At 38.3% G+C, this 20,016-nt stretch carries 22 protein-coding genes and 1 pseudogene; 3 read left to right on the top strand and 20 right to left on the bottom strand.

Features of this window, described 5'->3' with window-relative positions:
- Positions 1 to 169 precede the first annotated feature (169 nt).
- On the bottom strand, positions 170 to 997 hold the full coding sequence (locus tag LI162_RS08085) for a hypothetical protein (protein WP_155203432.1): 828 nt from the start codon (positions 995 to 997) through the stop codon (positions 170 to 172).
- A 262-nt stretch (positions 998 to 1,259) separates the two neighbouring features.
- On the opposite strand from LI162_RS08085, the gene LI162_RS08080 reads away from it, so the two are divergent.
- Entirely contained in the window at positions 1,260 to 1,502 is a 243-nt protein-coding gene (locus LI162_RS08080; protein WP_015527650.1) for a TIGR03905 family TSCPD domain-containing protein, read from the top strand.
- Between the two features lie 261 nt (positions 1,503 to 1,763).
- On the opposite strand, the gene LI162_RS08075 is transcribed toward LI162_RS08080, so the two are convergent.
- Positions 1,764 to 2,261, bottom strand: coding sequence for a DUF6147 family protein (locus tag LI162_RS08075; protein WP_226866493.1), 498 nt, complete (start codon positions 2,259 to 2,261; stop codon positions 1,764 to 1,766).
- A gap of 76 nt (positions 2,262 to 2,337) precedes the next feature.
- Positions 2,338 to 3,108 (bottom strand): DUF4367 domain-containing protein, encoded by a 771-nt coding sequence (locus LI162_RS08070; protein WP_226866494.1) that lies wholly within the window; start codon positions 3,106 to 3,108, stop codon positions 2,338 to 2,340.
- A 141-nt stretch (positions 3,109 to 3,249) separates the two neighbouring features.
- On the opposite strand from LI162_RS08070, the gene LI162_RS08065 reads away from it, so the two are divergent.
- Positions 3,250 to 4,317, top strand: coding sequence for an undecaprenyldiphospho-muramoylpentapeptide beta-N-acetylglucosaminyltransferase (locus LI162_RS08065; RefSeq protein WP_055145123.1), 1,068 nt, complete (start codon positions 3,250 to 3,252; stop codon positions 4,315 to 4,317).
- A gap of 130 nt (positions 4,318 to 4,447) precedes the next feature.
- Here the strand turns inward: LI162_RS08065 and LI162_RS08060 are convergent, their stop codons facing one another.
- Both LI162_RS08060 and LI162_RS08055 read right to left on the bottom strand, forming a co-directional pair.
- Positions 4,448 to 5,011 (bottom strand): RNA polymerase sigma factor, encoded by a 564-nt coding sequence (locus LI162_RS08060; protein WP_055165940.1) that lies wholly within the window; start codon positions 5,009 to 5,011, stop codon positions 4,448 to 4,450.
- Positions 5,012 to 5,024: 13 nt separating this feature from the next.
- Complete coding sequence (locus LI162_RS08055) at positions 5,025 to 5,432, bottom strand: HIT family protein (RefSeq protein ID WP_020437067.1); 408 nt, start codon at positions 5,430 to 5,432, stop codon at positions 5,025 to 5,027.
- A gap of 186 nt (positions 5,433 to 5,618) precedes the next feature.
- On the opposite strand from LI162_RS08055, the gene LI162_RS08050 reads away from it, so the two are divergent.
- Complete coding sequence (locus LI162_RS08050; protein WP_226866492.1) at positions 5,619 to 6,362, top strand: sensor histidine kinase; 744 nt, start codon at positions 5,619 to 5,621, stop codon at positions 6,360 to 6,362.
- 20 nt (positions 6,363 to 6,382) lie between these two features.
- On the opposite strand, the gene LI162_RS08045 is transcribed toward LI162_RS08050, so the two are convergent.
- The 15 genes and pseudogenes from LI162_RS08045 to LI162_RS07975 all read right to left on the bottom strand — a co-directional run bounded on the left by LI162_RS08045 (position 6,383) and on the right by LI162_RS07975 (position 19,687).
- On the bottom strand, positions 6,383 to 6,988 hold the full coding sequence (locus tag LI162_RS08045) for a rhomboid family intramembrane serine protease (RefSeq protein WP_226861681.1): 606 nt from the start codon (positions 6,986 to 6,988) through the stop codon (positions 6,383 to 6,385).
- Between the two features lie 70 nt (positions 6,989 to 7,058).
- Entirely contained in the window at positions 7,059 to 7,907 is an 849-nt protein-coding gene (locus LI162_RS08040) for a DUF6382 domain-containing protein (protein WP_227156234.1), read from the bottom strand.
- Positions 7,895 to 8,293, bottom strand: a complete 399-nt coding sequence (locus LI162_RS08035) for a TadE family protein (protein ID WP_226866468.1) — start codon at positions 8,291 to 8,293, stop codon at positions 7,895 to 7,897. Before LI162_RS08035 ends, LI162_RS08040 begins: the two co-directional genes overlap by 13 nt.
- Entirely contained in the window at positions 8,280 to 8,756 is a 477-nt protein-coding gene (locus tag LI162_RS08030) for a prepilin peptidase (RefSeq protein WP_227156232.1), read from the bottom strand. Before LI162_RS08030 ends, LI162_RS08035 begins: the two co-directional genes overlap by 14 nt.
- On the bottom strand, positions 8,744 to 9,541 hold the full coding sequence (locus LI162_RS08025; protein ID WP_226866470.1) for a pilus assembly protein: 798 nt from the start codon (positions 9,539 to 9,541) through the stop codon (positions 8,744 to 8,746). The genes LI162_RS08030 and LI162_RS08025 overlap by 13 nt, the downstream gene beginning before the upstream one ends.
- Before the next feature lie 124 nt (positions 9,542 to 9,665).
- Positions 9,666 to 11,036: a DUF5702 domain-containing protein gene (locus tag LI162_RS08020; protein ID WP_227156230.1), complete on the bottom strand. Its 1,371-nt coding sequence runs from the start codon at positions 11,034 to 11,036 to the stop codon at positions 9,666 to 9,668.
- A gap of 91 nt (positions 11,037 to 11,127) precedes the next feature.
- Positions 11,128 to 11,229, bottom strand: a pseudogene (locus tag LI162_RS15920) (Flp1 family type IVb pilin); the annotation flags it as partial.
- A gap of 162 nt (positions 11,230 to 11,391) precedes the next feature.
- Positions 11,392 to 11,769: a DUF6262 family protein gene (locus LI162_RS08010; protein WP_009244224.1), complete on the bottom strand. Its 378-nt coding sequence runs from the start codon at positions 11,767 to 11,769 to the stop codon at positions 11,392 to 11,394.
- Positions 11,741 to 12,148 (bottom strand): DUF6262 family protein, encoded by a 408-nt coding sequence (locus tag LI162_RS08005; RefSeq protein ID WP_009244225.1) that lies wholly within the window; start codon positions 12,146 to 12,148, stop codon positions 11,741 to 11,743. The genes LI162_RS08010 and LI162_RS08005 overlap by 29 nt, the downstream gene beginning before the upstream one ends.
- Before the next feature lie 15 nt (positions 12,149 to 12,163).
- Positions 12,164 to 12,517, bottom strand: coding sequence for a DUF6262 family protein (locus LI162_RS08000; protein ID WP_004613097.1), 354 nt, complete (start codon positions 12,515 to 12,517; stop codon positions 12,164 to 12,166).
- Between the two features lie 21 nt (positions 12,518 to 12,538).
- Positions 12,539 to 12,961, bottom strand: a complete 423-nt coding sequence (locus LI162_RS07995; RefSeq protein ID WP_227156228.1) for a DUF6262 family protein — start codon at positions 12,959 to 12,961, stop codon at positions 12,539 to 12,541.
- Positions 12,951 to 14,375, bottom strand: a complete 1,425-nt coding sequence (locus LI162_RS07990; protein ID WP_331470805.1) for a tyrosine-type recombinase/integrase — start codon at positions 14,373 to 14,375, stop codon at positions 12,951 to 12,953. Before LI162_RS07990 ends, LI162_RS07995 begins: the two co-directional genes overlap by 11 nt.
- A 58-nt stretch (positions 14,376 to 14,433) precedes the next feature.
- A complete protein-coding gene (locus LI162_RS07985) occupies positions 14,434 to 16,413 on the bottom strand; it encodes a tyrosine-type recombinase/integrase (protein ID WP_004613100.1) in 1,980 nt (659 codons plus the stop codon).
- 14 nt (positions 16,414 to 16,427) lie between these two features.
- A complete protein-coding gene (locus tag LI162_RS07980) occupies positions 16,428 to 17,546 on the bottom strand; it encodes a tyrosine-type recombinase/integrase (RefSeq protein ID WP_004613101.1) in 1,119 nt (372 codons plus the stop codon).
- 167 nt (positions 17,547 to 17,713) lie between these two features.
- The gene (locus LI162_RS07975) at positions 17,714 to 19,687 is read right to left on the bottom strand and encodes an ATP-dependent DNA helicase (RefSeq protein WP_009244229.1); all 1,974 of its coding nucleotides are present in this window, start codon (positions 19,685 to 19,687) and stop codon (positions 17,714 to 17,716) included.
- Between the last annotated feature and the right edge of the window lie 329 nt (positions 19,688 to 20,016).

The following is a 20,016-nucleotide window of genomic DNA, read 5'->3' as shown; positions in this document are numbered from 1 at the left end:
TCTTTGCACCTGTCTTAATCAGTTACTTTCTTTTCTTGTTTATAAGCCCTAAAAAAGCAGTTGGTTCTTCTTTCCCTGCCGCCATTCCTGATATTCCATGACCGGCGGCTACCAACTGCTTTTTATTATACCTTATTTACAAATGCTGCTCAAGAAATTTTAGTTTTCGTTATGTTAAAAATTCTTCCAGAATCTGACGAATCGCCGCTTCTCTTTCTGCATTTCTTCCTGAATCTCGCTCCGAATCTCTATCTACGTCTCTCTCTGAATTTCCTTTCGGATTCCTTGCCGGCTCTACCGATCTTGCTTCTCCCTCGATATTGATCGGCAGCTCCGTCCTCTCTGCTTTTGTTTTATTTCCATTCTGTACGTTGTCTTCTCTGTGAATCTCTCTTTCCCCTTTCTTTTCTTCCCACTCCTGCTTTCCGGTATTCTCTGCAGCGATCACATTCAATTCTTCTCTATCCGTAGTCCGCTGTCTCTTTACGTGAAATGCACAATTATTCTCAAGATAATCCACCATATACATCCTGACAGCATTAAGCTTGTACTGTTCGTCCGAAAGATGACTGATAACAAAAAGGAGTACCATCTCCGCTAATCCTGTTTCTATATATTGATACGCCGCATCTGAAAATCCATAAGTAATATAACATTCGAATGCACCAAGAGCTGCAAGAATTCCAACAAACCACACCGTCAGCAATTCCATCTGTCTCCAGGTATGAATCCCAAACAAAAATCCTCTATATTCATAAATATATTTCTCCACAAATGCATTCGTATTCTCTACACTGTCATGCACCATACATGCATGTTCGTATTTTGCTCTTACGAGTTTTATCAGTCGGTGTGTACTCTTGGACATATTCCCCGCCGCCTTCAACATCTGATTCAATGTCTGCTGATTCACTGCTTTTGCCAGCACTCCGATTATGCCCAGAAGTGCCATCAGATAATAGATGACTCTTGTGTTCACTGCCAGTTCTCTTAACATAGCAACCCCTCCTGGTTTTAAAAATATTGCGCGTAACTGTTCGGGCCTCCCCTTCGTTACGTTTGTAGATATTATAAACCTGATTTTATATTCTGTCCGCATAAATCGTTCTACAGATTTCTACAGCAAAAATCAAAATTGTCGTATTGAGGGAAATTATGCTGAAAGATGTGAAAAGAAAAATTGTTTTTTTATATTTGATTTGCTATAATTCAAAAGGTAACTAAAAGATCTAAAAATTTAAAAGAAAGGATATCTAGATATGGATTATAGAACAAAAGGTGTCTGTTCCCAGAGCATTCACTTTGATATCGAAGATAACAAGATTCATAATGTTTCCTTCGTTGGCGGATGTAACGGTAACCTGCAGGGAATTTCCCACCTGGTTGAAGGAATGGATGTAGATGAGGCCATCTCACGCCTGGAAGGAATCCAGTGTGGATTCAAGAAAACTTCCTGTCCGGATCAGCTTGCTCAGGCACTGAAAGAAGCAACAGGAAAATAACTTAAAAAATGGCAAACTAATAGGGAAGGATCGCTACTCTTGATTCAATCCTTCCCTTCTGCCCTACTAGTCCATGGACTGATTAACAGCCGCTTATGGTGATTATATGCTCATTTATTCAATTGTGGTGTATCAAGGAACAAGGCTCTCACTTTTATCTATTAGAATCTAATTTGTGAGTATCCGAGCGAACCACCGCGCAGCGGCTGTTAGGCCAGCCCACGGGCTGCATCTTCTGCCGTTGGTGTGGGAGGAAGATGCTTATGGGACTAAGATGCCGTCGGTGTAGGAAAATGTTTCTTCATCTGGTGATCCTGCCATACGTACAATGTGAGAAGCATGAACTCGATAGTAATATCCTCTGTCAACTTGGATTGACTTAGATGTTGCTACATAATAATCATTCTCCACTTTCTTGGAAAATGCATCTATTTGATCCCATTTACCATCTTTCTCATTATATTGATCTACATAAACAATAACTGCCAACGCATCTACTGTATGATCCGCTGTTGTCGCACCATATGTATAAATACGTTTTGTTCCGCTTTTCGTTATTGAACACTGACCATCCATCAAATGCTTTCCACGTTCATTATTAGGTGTATAACCTGTAGATGAGTCTGCTGATGTCAAATATGATCCATCTACTGACTTTGGAGCACTGTCATCTGCCTTAACATTTGTCAAAGATACTCCTGCTACACAGCAGAAAACCATAACACTTGTTATAACTGATACAATTTTTTTACTTATCATAAGACTATCTTCCCCCTCTTTTTATTATCGTCTTCTGATAAGTAAACAACTGAGAGTTTAAAAACTTACGCGTTTTTTACATAAAAAATAAATTTTTTATGATTTCATCTAATTCTTCTCTTTTTAATTTTCCTTTAATTTGATATTGAATACCCTTGTATTCAAAATCTGCTGTATATCTTCTTTGTTCCGAACCTTTAATCGAATACTCTTTCACCGAAATATTATGCCCATTCGTTGTAATCTCATATTCATCTATTAAATCATCTACTGATTTTTCACCAAAAGAAGAATCTTTTGAATTAGTATACATCGAATATCTTATTACTTCTTTTCCATACTCATAAAATAAAACCACTTTTCTTTGGTCTTTATCTACTGTATATCTAATAAATCTCATTCCTTTTGGTTTATATTCAATTTTTACCAAAGCTGTACCAATTACCTTAGTAATTTCTTTATCAGCTTCCAACTCATCAACATCCTCTGATTCTTTTGTTTCCATATCCTCCACATTGATAATATTAGAGTTCTCATCCCCATTTTCTCGTTCCCACAGAACTTTCCAATACGACTTACTCCCCACACTGGTCATCACACTTCCGCACACTAAAATCAGCACTGCTGCCAGTGCTCCGATTACAAGCTTACTTTTCTTCTTTTTGCGGACGACTTTTTTATGCCTCTTGTCGTATTCGTAATCCTGAATCTTATTGAAAAGCTCTTTTTCCATCTCATCAGACACTGTAATGTCATCCAGAGATCTGTCCTTACGAACTTTCTTTTCAATCTGTTCAGCTTCTTTTTTCATTTCATTTTCCAATGATAATTTTTTCAGTTTTTTCATTTTCTTCACCTTATTCTCTCCAGTTTGTGTGTCCCGTTTTTCTTGACATTTTTTCAAATAAGGGTAATATGATGCTATAAGGCTAGTGTTCTCAATTTACTTCGAACAGTAGCACTCTACACTAAATCTGGAGGTTAATTTATGAAGCGAATTATATTGACCGGCGGCGGTACTGCCGGACATGTCACTCCGAATATAGCCCTGATTCCAAAGCTTAGAGAATTAGGCTATGATATTCAATACATAGGTTCTTACAATGGAATTGAAAAGGAACTGATTGAACCTTTTGGAATTCCATATCATGGAATTTCTTCTGGAAAGCTGCGCCGTTATTTCAGTCTGCAGAATTTCACAGATCCATTCCGTGTGATCAAAGGCTTTGGTGAAGCCCGTAAGTTAATCAAAGGCTTAAAGCCTGATGTTATTTTTTCTAAAGGCGGATTTGTTTCGGTTCCAGTTGTTCTTGCTGGAAAGCGATGCAAAGTTCCGGTCATTATTCATGAGTCTGATATGACACCTGGCCTGGCAAATAAACTGGCAATTCCATCTGCTGTCAAAGTCTGCTGTAACTTCCCGGAGACGTTAGATGCTCTTCCGGAGGGAAAAGCAGTTCTTACCGGTTCTCCGATTCGTCAGGAACTTCTTACTGGTGATAAGGATGCCGCCAGAAAGATGTGTGGCTTTACAGATGAAAAACCTGTCATTCTCGTAATCGGCGGAAGTCTTGGTGCTGTAGCTGTCAACGAGGCGGTACGTGCTGCCCTTCCCGAACTGCTGAAACAGTTCCAGATCATCCATCTCTGCGGAAAAGGAAAGGTTGATCATTCTCTGAAAGAAATCAAAGGCTACTGTCAGTTTGAATATATCAAAAACGAACTGCGTGATCTCTTTGCTCTTGCAGATGTTGTTATCTCACGTGCCGGTGCGAATGCAATCTGTGAACTGCTTGCTCTTAGAAAACCGAATCTTCTGATTCCTCTTTCTGCCCGTGCAAGTCGTGGCGATCAGATTCTTAACGCACATTCTTTCGAACGTCAGGGATTCAGTCTTGTAATCGAGGAAGAACAGCTTACGAATGCAACGCTTTTGGATGCAGTTCATAACCTGTACGAAAACCGTGAGCAGTTCATAAATGCAATGCACAATTCTGGGCAGCAAGATCCGATTGCTACTATTATCGGCCTCATTGAAGAAGCTGCCACAAAATAATGTAGTTCATCTACCGGCAACACTCTTCATAAAACTACAGTATTCAAAAAGATACCGGGAAACTATCGGCACCACTGTTCCTTATACACTTTTTCTTTGTACATTGAACAGTAAACATTTGGTTTTGCTCTTAGTCTTCCCGGTTCATTTCTTCGTACTCCGTTCCGTACTTTTTCTTAATCCATTTCTTTGCTCTGTGCAGAAGACTATGAAGCACTTCGAGTCGAATGCCCATTAATTCTGCTGCTTTTGCCTGAGGCATCTCCATGTAATATACAAGGACAATAGCATCGTACCATCTTTCATTCTTTTCCATCAAATTGGTGAAAATCTTTTCATGAAGCTCTAACCTTTGTTTCTGAAGCTCATCTTCCAGAAACTGTTCCTCAGCACTGTTTACCTGTGCTTCATTTTTCTCGGTATCCTCTTCACTGTCCCAATTCTCATCAATCTCGAAGATCTCCCGGCTATGCTTTTTCCTGTAATTTAATGCCGCATTTTTTGCCGTTGTAAACAGCCATGAAGAAATATTTTTCTTCTTCATGCTGTCATATCCCATATACAGTTTCAGAAAAGTGTCTTGAGTAATATCTTCCGCTGCACTATAACTGCCTGAATAAGTATATGCCGCTTTTAGAATGAGATTTTTATATTGTTCATAAATCTCATTGAATTCGCGATTTTCTGTTAACATATCTTCTCCAGTACTATTTTAATTTTTCAAGTATCTCTTTCTTATCTTCTTCTGTAAGTTCTCCCATATGCCATCCGAGACCTACGTTGTCATTCTTATATCTTGGGATTAAGTGCATATGGAAATGGAATACCGTCTGTCCAGCTGCCTCTTCGTTGTTCTGAACGATATTATAACCATCACATCCAAGTACATCCGTCATCTTTGTAATCATCTTTTTTGCCAGACAGATTGCTTTTGAAGCTGTTGCCTCGTCAATATCATACAGATTGCGGTAATGATTCTTCGGAAGGATCAGCGCATGTCCTTTTGATGCCGGTCCAAGATCCAGAATTACTCTGAACTCCTCATCCTCATATAATGTTGCTGATGGAATCTCTCCATTTGCTATTTTACAGAAAATACAATTATCATCTCTCATGATCTTTCCTCTTTCCATTTTATTTTATCTGTAGTATAGACCATTTTTCAGAAAAAGAGAATACATTTTTCAGACAACAGGTCGAAAAAGGTCGAAAATAGTCGAATGATTTTTATTGAATGCTGTTTTCGGTGGTGCTACACTCTTACCGAACTCAAGAAAATCTAACTATTAGGAGTAAGTATTATGTTAACAAATATCGATCTTGAAAAAATGAACCGCCTGATGGAAACAAACAAAGATGCAAAAGAGATTATCACACAGCTTCTGAAGAACCATGATGCTGCTGTTGCTACAATTGCGCATGAGATCCGCAATCCTATGACTGTTCTTTATTCTTCTATGCAATTAATGAGCTCTCTTTATGCTGAAACTGCTAAAGGTTCCTGTGTCTGGGAAGAATGCATGGATGGCGCCAGACATATGTGTGATTTGCTGGATGATCTGACAGAACTCAACAACGGAAAACAATTAAACCGTGCTTCCTTTCCTCTTGGACATGTTCTTCGCAACTCTGCTGTTCTGTTCGCCATGTCTCTCAACTTTGAAAAATCAAAGATTGAGATGACTTCCAGTATTGATAAGAATATAAAAAGGTTCAATGGTGATCGCACCAAATTAGAGGAAGTCTTCTTAAACATACTTACAAATGCCAAAGACGCTCTTGCCGATTGTAAGTATGCCCCACGTCTGCAGTTTCGCGCAAAGAAGCTTGATGACAAAATTCTGATTCAATGTCAGGATAACGGCTGTGGTATTCCGACTGAAATTGTTGATAAGCTTTATGAACCATTCTTTACGACCAAAGAAAACGGTACTGGTCTTGGTCTCGCAGTTTCCAAAAGAATCATTGAAGCACATAATGGAACAATCGACATTACATCTGACCATACCAATGGAACAATCGTATCGATCACACTTCCTGCGTAAAATATCAGATATCGTTAATATCAGATACCGTTAGGATCTTTTGATCTTTTTCTTCGATAGGTTAGCAGCGCTGTCAGGAAACCGCAAATCAATCCTCCTACGTGAGCCAGATTATCTACACCTGTACTGGTAAATCCAAAATAGAGACTCAGTACAACCATAATCAGCATGCCTCTTCCTGACAGTGTTCCCAGCCTTCCCCTGTTCGCAAATACAATCCAAAGCAACCCTCCCATTAGTCCGAAAATTGCTCCCGATGCCCCGGCAGATACAATCTGTCTGTCGTGCATGGTATTCCAGTACAAAGACAGCAGATTACCACCTATTCCACTGATAAAATAACAGAGCAGAAACCGAATTTTACCGGCCTCTTTTTCAAAAATCGATCCAAGTGCCCACAAAAGCACCATGTTATTTAATAAATGTGAGATTCCAAAATGCAGAAAAAGACTGGTAAACAGCCGATAGTATTCCTGATTTTCTATAATATACGGTTCATACATTGCTCCATGCTGCAACATAAAATAACCATCCTCAGTCCGTCCGATCATAGTAAGAACAATAAACACCAGAATATTGATTCCTATCAACGTGATCGTCATTATTTCTTTTGGTCTCTCTTTCATTCTTCCTGACTCCCTTTTGACTTCTATGATATGTTTTTGAATCTGCGTATACTATACCACATCCTATATATCATTCATAGTCATCAGCTTCCGTTATCAGATCTTCCCATTCTCCCCATTTTCCAGACTTAAAGCGTTTTGCAAATTTCTTGATTGGACCATATCTCTTTTCTTCCATCACTGCATAATTCTCTCTCGCCTTGTTATAATAGCTGTTTTCCTGTACCTCAATGTTTTGATTTTCTTCCATTTCTCTCCTGTCTTTTTCTCTCTTACTTTCTTCTCTGATCTTCTCTTCTTTGGACTTTTCTTCCCTGTTTTTTGCTTCTTCCTCATACTGCTGCAGTATGCTTTCCAGATCATAGGTTTCTTTTAGCGTTTCTTTGTGAAGCATACAGACAAGTTGAATACTCTCCAAATCCTGATAATCAACTTTCCTTACAAAATACTCCGTCAGTTCATGATAAGACACCTGCCAGGTCTTCTCATTCTCTGGAAAAAAACAGAAAAAATAGTTTTCATTCTTTTCAAAAATATATTTTTCTGAAAGCATCAGATAATTTGGTTCTAACATATAATCTTTCATTTTTTCCATAACACTGAGAAATTGTCTTGTCAGTTTTAATATCTCTTCTGCTCTGATATCTTTATTTTTATAATACGTTTCCAACGACTGTGAATGTCCTGTATGATAATAATATCTACTTGCACCTTCCATTCCACATCCACTTACTCTCAATAATCCGGGAATCCGATTATTCTTAAGCATCCGCATCTGATAATTCTCCCGATACGGTTGTACGCTGTCTATTATGATTTCAGATTCTGCCACTCTGCTCTGCTGATTTGTCTTTTTTTCTTCCATCTGATTTTCTTCTCCCTTCACTTTTTCAGCTTTACAGAAATCTATTTTTTCCATCTGACTTTTTCTTCTGGTTTCACCTTCGTTGCACGTTGTATCAGATGAATCTTCATTCGTCCTTTTGATACAAAAACTTCTACCTCTATTTTCTTCCCTGATAGATCAACTCTGGTTGTTATATTTTCCAGAAAAATCAATTTTCCACTCGTCCTTTCTCGGAAAAAAGCATCCAGATCTGCGTCTTCTATCTTTTTCCTGTCCATTTCAACTCCTGTCACAGCCGTTTCCGCTGCCGCTGCGTTTAAAATTGCCTTATCATGAAAGTAAAAAATGATCGTGATGAGCAGAAAAAATAGAATTAAGCAAAAAGGAATAAGGTAAGACATCTCTACCACTGTACTTCCTTTCACGTATTTTTTCGTATATTTTTCAGTAAACTCCACCAATCATGCCTCCCAGATAAGCAACTGTCAGAAATGGAATAAATGGAAATGAATTTTTTCTTGTATACTTCTTTCGTGCGATCATAATTCCTCCGTAAACAGATGCGATCAGAAATGCAGCAAACAGAATCCAAAGAAGATTCCATCCACCAGATAAAATTCCAAGGATCAGAATCACTATGCTATCTCCGTAACCAAATGACTCTTGTGTGAACCAACTTAAAAAAAGAAAGACACCTCCACACAATCCACCAGCTACCATCATCCTGAGTTCTCCTTTGCTGCATAGTACCTGACATAAAACTGCAATCGCAAGCAAAATCAAAAGACTTCTTACACTTACTTTCTTCCAACGAATATCTATCACAGACAAAATCAACAGATACACTGCTATAACAGCTTGAAAAAACATCCATAGATTTTCCCTTCCATTTTGCCCGAATACATTCATTATTTTGCACATTTAGAACATCCTCCTCTTCCTGCTACTTCGCTTTTATGAACTGCACGTATTGTTCTCTTCAGAGAACTGCAATTCAATGAGTTGTGATACCGGTTTCCATAACTGGTAATATATACACCATTCATTGCCTGTCCATAAACACATTGCTCACATTTATGGTATTTTCCTCCACCTTCATTTCTCATATTTTGTAATTCTGAGTATTGAACATATTGAATAGATAATTGAAGATAGCTGCACTGATAATCTGAATGCCATACTGTTCCTTTTTCTGTGATATAGATAATCTGTCCGTCTTCATTTCCCTTTCTATCTTTTTGATAACCATTCCATGCACTGACTTTAAACTCATCTTTCAACTTCACCAAAGGACTTTTCATTAGTGGAACCGGAATCTTTATCTTGTACTCGATAACAACATTTATCTCTTCTGTTCCCGGAATCCAATAAGACTTCCAGCAACTGATAGCTGATGTACCACCATTCAGAATACTTCTCTCAATTCTTTCTTCTCCAATCAGATTCACCAAATCTGATTTTAATTGAATTGTATTCAATACAGGAAGGACAGCCGTTGACTCTGCTGCCTGTTTGGCTGCATCACTTCCTGCTGCATGGATACAGCCTCGTATACTCTGGATTTCAATTAAAAAAATCAAACTTAATACTGCAAACATAAAGAGGGGAACTGCAAATGCAGCTTCTATTGTTACACTTGCTCTTACCCCCGGTGCAGATGCCCTTTCTCTTGTTGGACTGGTATTTTTTACCTGTTTATTTGACATCGCAGCTTTTCCTTTCTAAAGTGTGTGGGTTTCCTGCAAGAGGGATTGCAGGATTCTGAGTGTACGTTTTGGGGTGTACAAAAGAAGGTCTGAAAGGGCATCTGCACCGGGGGTAATTCTGGCTTCATTCATATCCGAAATAAACCGGATATTGGTAATTTAGATTTTTATAAACGGTTATCTTATTCTGTATTTCTAATTTAGTCACACATTGATCTGCCTGAAACAAAATATGTTTGGAATGGAGTGCCTCTTCTACACAATCTAAAGTCCGCATTGTAATTTCCGGCACCGATTTCAAAAAGAGAAACATCCTGATATAATCGGAATATCCGACTCCTTCTCCTGAATCATTTCCCCTTACACTTCCACCATCTGTCAGAAGAAGTGGCAGCTGTGACAGAGAAACAACCCATTTATCTGCACTTTTTACCAGTGGAACTTTTCTTCCATCCAAAAGACAACGAAGATCCATAACACTTTCTCCTCCTGCCCACGCAACAAGTATCATCTGTTTCAAAGCTTCTACCGCTTCAGGCATCAATAGTAGTGCAGATATTGTCACAGCCAGCGCTTCTGCCTCTGCCACTCGTCCCATATCCTTTGCCAGACAGCCATAATTTCCTGACATTCTCAGAAGAAAAAGACGAAATAACACGGATTCCAGATTTTCTTTATCTGAGCCTTTCCCTTGTAGAATATATTCCAGTTCGTATGCTAAAGCATCCGACCGGTCAGACTGCCATTCCTTCTCTCCACTCTCATCCATTCCTTCTGATTGTTCTGAATCCTGCCGAAATGCATAGCCGAATGTTTTGAGAAGATATTCGTTGTACAGAAGTTTCTCCGCTGTCTGATCAAGTCCTTTTCTTGTTGGGAATGTCCCATATCCTTTTTTCAAAGTTCTCTTTGATGCCTGCCCCGACAAATCAACACTCTTTTCAGATACTTTTTTTCCTTTCGGAATCACAACAGAAAGAATTCCTTCTTTTTTTATCTTTTGCATAATACGAAACGGATTCTCCTCATCTGGCAGACTTGGACCTTCTTCCACGTCTTCTCCTTCCGTTTGACTGCCGGATGCGTCAAGACTGTCATTCACCCGTTCCATTGCATCTGTCATTTCATCTGTTTTCTTTTCCATATCAGATTCTTCTGTCTCTGTCTGTTCCCATTTCTCTGTTGTTCCGGTAAACTTTTTAACCAGATCCATTCCATACCTTTGTTCCATATAAGCCAGCACTTGTTCTCGAAATGCCTGTCCGGATTGATCTGTCAAATACTGAATTTCCTTGATTTGATGATCTGTAGAACCAGAATTGTAATAATGCAAACGCTGGATCAGATTTTCTTCTTCATAATTTCCTGTCCTGTAACCAAGATCAATTCCAAAAACATGATATTGTTCCATAAGTTCCTGATGATATTCTCCGAAAACGGAATAGATTGCCCGATCTGTGTCAATTCTGCTGAGATTTTTTGATCCTTGAATCACAGCAGACTCTAGAATTCCAAAGATAAATGAAAGTAACAAAGTAAATGATAAACTTAAAAATACAGTAATTTCGCCTTTTACGGACCGCATGCTATATGCCGGAGCTTTCTGATGTCACTTTCTCAAAAATCGTAGTGATCAAACTAATCAACTGTTCTTTAAAAATCAACAGAAGCGCAATTAATATAACCATAAATCTAGCCCCATCTCTGGAAACCGCATGGATACTGGGCGTAACCACAGCCTCCTGCATGCACCTTGGTCATTTTATCTATTAAATAAAGAAATACGGCAACCTTAATTTCCCAATCAAGCCACCGTATTGTCCATAATTTTCTATTTTATTTTTATATGTTTATTTCTTTTCTAGCTGCAATTTTAATCTTTCAATCTCTTTTAAAAGTTCTTCATTTTGTAATGTTAATTTTATATTTTCCTTCTTAAGCTTGGTAACTGCAATCTTCAATGTATTTAACTTTTCTTCCATAACTTTATCAACAATAATCTGCTTCGGATTATAACACGCACCTTGTTCCCTATATGCCTTATCTAGTGCTGTCCTAACTTCTATATTTCTGTAAAAAAGTGTTTTAGAAAATCCTGTTTTTCTTATCAGTGCAGCCATTGTCACTTTTTCTTTTCTATCCAGCATATTTTGAATTTCTTGCTTTGCAATCTCAGCTTTAACCTTACTTTTTTCTTGACTAATAGCGACTATTTTGTCGTATTTCATTTTCTCTTTTCTCCTTTCCTAAAATCCCACACACCTCTCTCAACCTTTGATTCTCCTCAAGCAACTTCCTCTTCTCTAACTCCAGCTGTAAAATTTGTTTTTGTTGTTTTATCATCTTTTCTTCTATCTCTTGTTGAGTACACATCGAAGTAAGGTTATTTTTATAACACTGATTCTGCTTTCGAATTGCTTCATACAAAATTTCACGAACAAGTTTATTTTTGTAAAAGAATGAATTTGAAAATCCAGTATATCTTTGTAATGCTGCTACCGTAACTCTTTCACCATTTTCTATCATTCTTTCAATCTCTTTTTCCACGATACGGGCATTTTGCTTACCAATTTTCTGATTCATTTCAACTACTTTATCGTATTTCATGCCGTCCATCCTCACTTATATTTCTTTCTGAAGATTCCGGTTGATTACTTGTAGTTCTTGATTTTCAACTCTCAGTTTCACCATTTCCAAATTAAGTTTTCGCAATTTTTGTTGCAAATCTTCGATTTCCATCACGCTGTCAAAGTTTATTTTTAACATACGCTGTTGCCTGTATCTAGCATCATCAAGTGACTTTCTAATGTCTTTATTCACATAAAAATTTGCTCTTGATAATTTTGTTCTCTTGGCAAGCTCGGCAACGGTAATCCATTCCCCTTCTCTCAGCATTTCCTCTATTGCCCTAAGTGCCACTTCCGTATTCTGTCTTGATCTTTCTTTACTTATCTCTACAATCTTATCGTACTTCATATCAGATACCTTTTCCTTTAATTATAATTTTTTCAGCATGGAAAGCTCTTTCTTTTTAATCCTGCTTTTTAGTTTCTCCACTTGAACCTTAAGTTCCTCTATCTGACCTCGCAATTCCTCGTTTTCCTGAGACAAACTTCGGTTTCTGACCTTATATTCCATGATTTCCATCTGCAGTGCCTCGGTGTTGTCATTCTTTGAATCTTTACTCTCACTCCAAATTCTTCGACATGATACATTGGGCGATTGCACGGCTGCATCCAACCTGCTTCTCACTTCTGGATTTTTATAAAAGAACCCTCTTGATAAGCCAGTTTTTTTCACCAGCAGAGTTACCGATGGATATTCTCCCCTTTCTATCAACTGTTCTATAGCCATCGTGGCCAGCTTAATTTTCTGCTCACTTTCGATCCGATTCACGGCTATCATCTTTTCATAATTCATATCCATCCCATCCTTTTATTATGTCCATTAATATAAGGTCCATTTTTTCTCTGGTTTTTCTCGTTTCATCAGCCATAACTTTATTCCCGATTCTCCGGTAGTGGTGGACACTCTGTAATGTTTTATGTCCAAGTAGTCTTGCTATCATCCAATCCTCGATATGAAGCTCGGTCAATTTTTTCCCATAACAGTGTCTAAAAATATGTGTCCCGAATTTCAGCAGTTCCCCATTATCATCCCGTATATCTTTCTGCCGGATCATCCTCATAACTTGTGCCTGGATCATTCCATATTGATATGGTTTCGTGGGATCATCTTTTTTTACAAAAACATATTCTGTTTCCCCGTAACGCTCTTTGGTATATTCCATGGCTTTTAAAATCAAGCGCCCCACCTCATTACTAACTGCCTTTTCATAAGTAATGGATTTCACTTGATCAATCCGGACAAAATATCTCCCTTCTTTCTCTCTAAGACAATCCATTCTTAAAGTAAGCGTATCGGAAATGCGTGTTCCCAAAAGCTGGTGAACGATCAATGCCCTGGCTATCTGCTCGTCCATATTAAAAATGTGGGAATTCAATCGCTTAATTGTAGCATCTGAATAAAATTTAAACTGATATCGTGGTGTACTTGGAAAATCATTATTTAAGAAAAGTTGCAGAAGATGCCTTCTCTCATATATATTCCCCACATCTTCAATCACACGTTTTAAGCCATACAGATCGGAACGATAGTTCTTTCTTTCGGTTGTCTCCGTCTGTAAGTATATCAAATAGTCTTCAATATCTTCTCGACTCAATTCCTGTAATGATTCCAGCTCTGGCTTTCTTACATTTAAAAAGCGGCTAAATCTCTTTACTGCAGTCATCTCTGAATGTATTGTGCCAAGTGCGGAATATTTTAAATGTAAGAATATGGTTCTTTTTACCTCTTCTCTGATATCCGGCTGTAAAATATCGGTGAAGTTAAGGGTCTTCACATTTTTTATGGGATTTCTTCTGATTGGAAATTCAAATTTCTCCAACTCCCATATATCTTTTTCCTGTTCTTCCCGTTCATCTTTCACTTCAGCAAATTTTAGAATCTGACGCAGTTTTCTTTCCAATGCTGGTGTTTCTCTGGCTGTTATATCGTAAGCAGCCCGGTATTTCATGCTGGACAAGGCCAATCCCTTTTCTAACATCCACCCCTTTAAAATTCTGACCGTCTTTTCTGGATCAGCATTCTGCAATACTGTTATATTCTTCTCTATCAAAAACTTCCGTATATTGTTATAGGTGGTTAGTTCAGTAGCAAGGCTCGATAATGCTAAAGTCTTCCCCCGTTCCCATATAAAGGCTTCTAAGATTTCTTTCACTTCCTTAGATGGTAGCCCTTCCAGATCAAAATAACGGATCTTACATATTCTCATAGAATTTCTTTGTTCTTCTGAGGCATGCTTATAGCTTTCCATTTCGTAAATATGTATCCTATCCTTTTTCATGTCTATATCTCCGCTTCTTTGGTGTGATTGTCAAAGCAATATTATTTTCTGGTTTATCAAAGTAATTGTCATTTGCTTTTTCAATCTTCTTAGGCATATAGTCCACATACTGTTTAGTCATTTCTTCTGCTACATGTCCAAGGTAATCACGAATTGTTTGTATCGGTACACCATCATCATAAAATTGGGTTGCCAGCGTATGTCTGTAATCATGTGTTTTAAATACATACTCACAATCTGCTATTTTGTGTTTTTTACATTGCGTTCGAAAACGTTTTACAAATGAACCTATTCTATATGCTCCTCCCTGTTCAGCTTGAAAAACATAATCGTTTGCATGAATATGATTTTTCTTTATGTATTGTTGCATAACCTCATACAGCATAAATGGAACAGGAATCATTTTATCTGCCTTCATTTTGATCTGATACACTTTGATCCAGGCATCCTCTCCATCCCAGTAGTATGCATCTCCTTTTAGCGTACATACTTCGCTGATCCTTAACCCTGTTGCCCATAGATGCAGGAAGATCAACCGCAATTCTTCTGGAAATAAATTCAGTTTGTGAAGTATTTCCATATAAATATCTTCATCAACGCTCCTGTCATGATGTATAGGATATACTTTCTGCTCATAGTACTCCGGGTGAAACGGAATTGCCTTAATATGTTTTTTTATCTTTAGGTACTCATAGAATTTTGTGATATCCAGTATCTGCCGGTTCACAGTTTCTGCTTGAATTTCTTGTTGCTGGATTTCCTTAAAATATGCACCTATCTGTTTTTCAGTTACATCAAGAGCACATACGTCAGGCCCTAAATACTTTAGAAATTTTTTCACATAGTTTTGCTGGCTTCGAATATTTCCAATGGTCAGACCTGTGATTCCTATCTGATATCTTGCATATTCCTGTAGCAGCTTTCTATTGTTTAAATTTTCTACTTGGTAAAAAGATAACCTATTCACCGGATTACATGGATTCACTCTTTCTGGCGCAAGGTGGAATCTTTCCATGTACCATACATTTGCATGCCAGTGGATCTGCTTTCCACTCATAAAGAGAATTTTTCGACTGTTATCCACAATCTGCATGGAGTTTTTATAGTTAACCACCTTCTGCTTTACTATCTCTTCTAATTTTTCAATCTCTTCCTGTTCTATGGTTTCTATATCTACTATCCCTTGCTTGATGCAATATTGATACATCCACTGCATAGGAAGCAGGAATCGTACTCTCCGATCCTTTGGATCCTTTACATTCTCAAGAATATGTATGAGTAGTTGAAAAATCTGCTGTTTCATCTTTTCTGAAGCCTTGACACTAAAGTCCCATACCAATTCTGTCTTATCACGTACCTTATCAAATTCCATAGCCAGTTTCTGATCTGGCAGATATGGCAGGAAAAGGATCTGCTGTTCGTATTTCAAATAAAATTTTTTTATGTTTGCAAATTGTTTCATTTCCTGTCTGATATGATATTGCTTGATTCGATCCAATGTCTTTAAATACCGAAGTACCTGTTCTGGCTTCTTTTCCTTCATAAGATACTGTTCATATTTTTCTCGGATAGAATAATCGATTTCTCGGATATGGTGTATCCCTTCCCGAATAAGAAAATTTTTGATATTACCCGTCAATGGCATTTCGATGCCTTCGCACTGCCGAATTTCTTCCAGTAGATCACCATATTCTTGTTCGATCCAGTATGCTTTTTTGTTTCTGAGAAATGATGTCATACTATTTGCTGCCCTGATCGTACAGTCCCTGTCCTCAAGCAGAAACCTTTTATAATTTCGAACATCATTTTCTTCTACTAATATCACATTATAAATTCCTAACTGCATCAGATATTCTTCTGCATATCTCCATGACTTGTCTTGTACTGGTTCTCCCTCTATAAGCTGTTCATGCAAATAGGCCAATTCCGTTTGATGCTCAGTATCTAGTAATCTGATTGCAGGCACATAACCGCCTCCTCCTATAACAGATGATCAACTCCATACAGGGATTGGTGCTGGCTGTAAAATGCATCACTTGCTTCCATCAGTTCTTCCTCTGTTATATTCAAATATTTCATAGTTGTTTCAATGTGTCGATGACCAAGTGCCTGACTGATAAGTTCTAGTTTCCACCCTGCCTTTCTCCTGGTATTTGCGAAATAATGTCGCAGCATATGTGGTGTCACTTTAATTCCGGTCTTTTTTTCAAGACGCTCCATCAAACTCCGTACACCGCTGTCCTGCATTGGTTTCCCTGCATATTTTCCAGACACATTGACCAGAAGATACTCTTGTTGAAAGATCAGGTCCTTATATTCTTCCAGATAAAACTTTAAGATTTCGAATGTCGCATCACTGACTTTTGCCTTTCGGAATTCTGCATTCTTGGCACGTGCATCATTTTCATTATCTTCTCTAAAATTTACATAGATCAGATGGTTTTCATAATCAATATCTGTTGCATAGCGATTGCCCAAAATTTCTCCGATTCGGAAACCTGTTTCTGCTAATAATAAAAGCAGGACTTGATCGCGGCAATTTGCACATGCCTTTAGTAAAATAACGATCTTGTCCTGCTCTATAGTTCTTCCTATATGTCCTGTTTCCTTTAAGTATCCGTGAAAACTTCTCCGATTCAATATCTTTCGAATTCCTACAGAATTTCTTACAATGTATTGTGCATCAGATAATACTTTTAAACTTTGCTCGCAACCTTCCTGCTGTTCAGCAAAATTGTACAATCGAAACACTTCCTTGAGATATGCATTGCAAGTTTCATTGTATGGCTTTTTCGTGTACTCATCTTTGCTATGCATCCCAGCCTTTAACCATATAAGAAAATCTGTAAAATGTTCCTGTTGCTTTTCGTATTTCATATTCCATACATCTTCCATCGTTAGTTGATTCTCAGACAGATAGTTTAAGTAATATGAAATCACAAGAGCGCTTCTCTTGATGGTGTTTGGCGAACCTTTCGCCCTCATTTTATGCATTAGATATTGGGAAGGAAGAAGAACGATTTCTTGGCTGACCTCTTCCCGTATAAAATAGTATTTCTTAGATTTTTCTGTCTGCATATCCACTATGAAATGTTCCATTTCTTCACTTCCTTTCCTCTAACGCTATACACAGTATACCCACTCTATGCTATGAAAGCTATTCACAAATACCAACAATTCCGAAAGGTTTCTCCTAAAATACTCACTACATTTTTCTCTATTTTCTTTGGAAAACTTAGCACTACCAACAATTTCTCTACAATCTGTTACATATAGTATTCGATTCGTTTTCGGTTCCGAATAAAATTTTCTACATCTGCCATTCTGTCTGTAATCTGACATACTGGAAGTGCATCAATTACCTCTTTGTGGTATTTCCCTCCTCTTCCTGCTCTGGAATCTAATATAGACACTACACAAGTATCTGTTTCCGTCCGGATTGCTCGTCCAAATCCCTGGCGCAGTTTGATCTGCATATCCGGCACTATGATTTTCTGAATATATTCCTTTAAAGTCTGATATCGTTCTCTTTCTGCTTCCCTCACAGGATCGGGTACCGCAAATGGCAAACGGACAATAATCAAAGAAGATACTACATCTCCTGGAAAGTCCACGCCTTCCCAGCAGGAACCAGCTGCAAAAAGCACACAATTTTTCTGTGCCTTAAATTCACGGATCACTGACTGGGAATCTTTCCATACCTTCAACAACGGAAATGGGAGATTCCCTCTCAATTCTCTGTATACATTCCCCATCATAGAATAAGAGGTAAACAGTACAAGAGTATGTCCAAATGTGGAACATACCAGCTTTCGGATCTGCTCAGACAAGAAACGGATTTCTCCATGATAGCTATCATACACTTTTCTCTTCCGTCTTGGCATGTATAGTAAACAATTTTCATCATAATCGAACGGTGAATCAGCCTGATATTCACGTACTCTTCCGACATCTTCGAGTCCGTTCAGTTGCTCTGACCTTTGAAAACTCTCCCCTGCTTTTAAGGTGCCAGATGTAAGAATGGCTGGAAAGCCACGCTCCCAAATATCTGCCTTTATCAAACTTTCTGTTTTTCGATGAACAGTGCAAAACACTGGCAGTCCCTTTGATGTATACTCTAAAAACAATATATTGTTCCGGTCCACATTTAAAAACTGTAACAGGACTTCCCTGCTCTCTTCCAGCCGGTTCTTTGTCCATCTGGATAAATTCCCGATCAACAGATCTTCCGCCCGCTGCAACCAGCGGATGCTGTTTCTTAATGCCTGTCTGGACTCCCTGTTGAGAACAAAGCGAAAACGTGCCTGTTCTTCTAACACTCCCTGTGGTCTTGGCAGACTTTCAAAGAGCTGTGAAAATGCTTCCCGAAGTTTTGCCGCAATATGGGTATAATGTTCCCCTTCTAAAAGACTGCAGATTTCCATAAAATCTTCCGGTCCGAAAGACTTTCCATACATCTGCCTTGCTGCTTCTGGAAATTTATGTGCTTCATCAATGATCAGTGCCTGATAATTTCTTAATAAAGGACGGAAATCATTGGCTCTGTGAAGTGTATCTGCCAGTAGATAATTATGATTACAGATCTGGATAAATACTTTTTCATCTGTAGCTTCTTTTAAATATTTTTGATAACGACAGTACGTTCTCATCTCACAAGTTTCCGGGCAGTATTTGGGGACGCATACCATCCTGCGGTCAAACCCACTCAGATGCTGTACGGAGTCCATGTCATATTGTTCTCTTAATGCATATAAAGCTTCTCTCTGCAGTGGATTTTTTGCTTTTCTTCGTACTGCATCCAACCGAAGCTCCAACCGATTGTCACATACAAAATGTTCTTTCCCTTTTCGGATGACTGCTTGGATAGGGGCAGATATGATTCCTTTCTTCAATAAAACCTGTGATAAAAAAGGTATATATTCTCTTTGGATGGCTTCCTGCAATGCAATGCTTGAGGTTGAGATCACAATAGGCTGACTCTGACCGCACATAGAAAAATATCCAGATAACAATTGACTGTATTTTCGAAAAAGAATGCACGCTACCAGGTATGCATAAGTCTTTCCTACCCCTACTGCTGCATCGCATAATGCAATCTTGTTTCCACACAGGCTGGAAAGCATTTGATGGCAAAGTGTGATCTGTTCTTCCCGAACTTTCATTCCTGCTTGTGGAAGTATTTCTCTGAATATCTCTTCCACCTCTTCGTGTGCCATTCTCCGATATTCGTTCCGATGCATCTTTCCACCCTCTTATCTTTATATTTGTGTTAATATCACATCAATACAGCCAGAGATTTGGTTACTCTGGCTGCATGTATCTGATATCAACAGCACACTTCGATTGATTTTCTTTTGTTGTTGGATATCGTATTTGTCCTCTCACTTCCCCGATATCAAATGGGCACATTATAGCTGGATGTCTGGCAAAACATCCGCACAGATATTCCAAACGTCTTACTGATTACAACGTAAGGTTTATCTATCCCTGCATTCGGATCTTTTGGTGTATCATTATCATCCACCCGGACTCATGGCGTCACATTCCTGCCTGGATGCTTACAGAATAA

It is taken from the genome of Mediterraneibacter sp. 210702-DFI.3.120, assembly GCF_020561005.1.
In the GTDB taxonomy this organism is placed as follows: domain Bacteria; phylum Bacillota; class Clostridia; order Lachnospirales; family Lachnospiraceae; genus Mediterraneibacter; species Mediterraneibacter faecis.
This window is presented reverse-complemented; position numbering and strand designations above follow the sequence as displayed.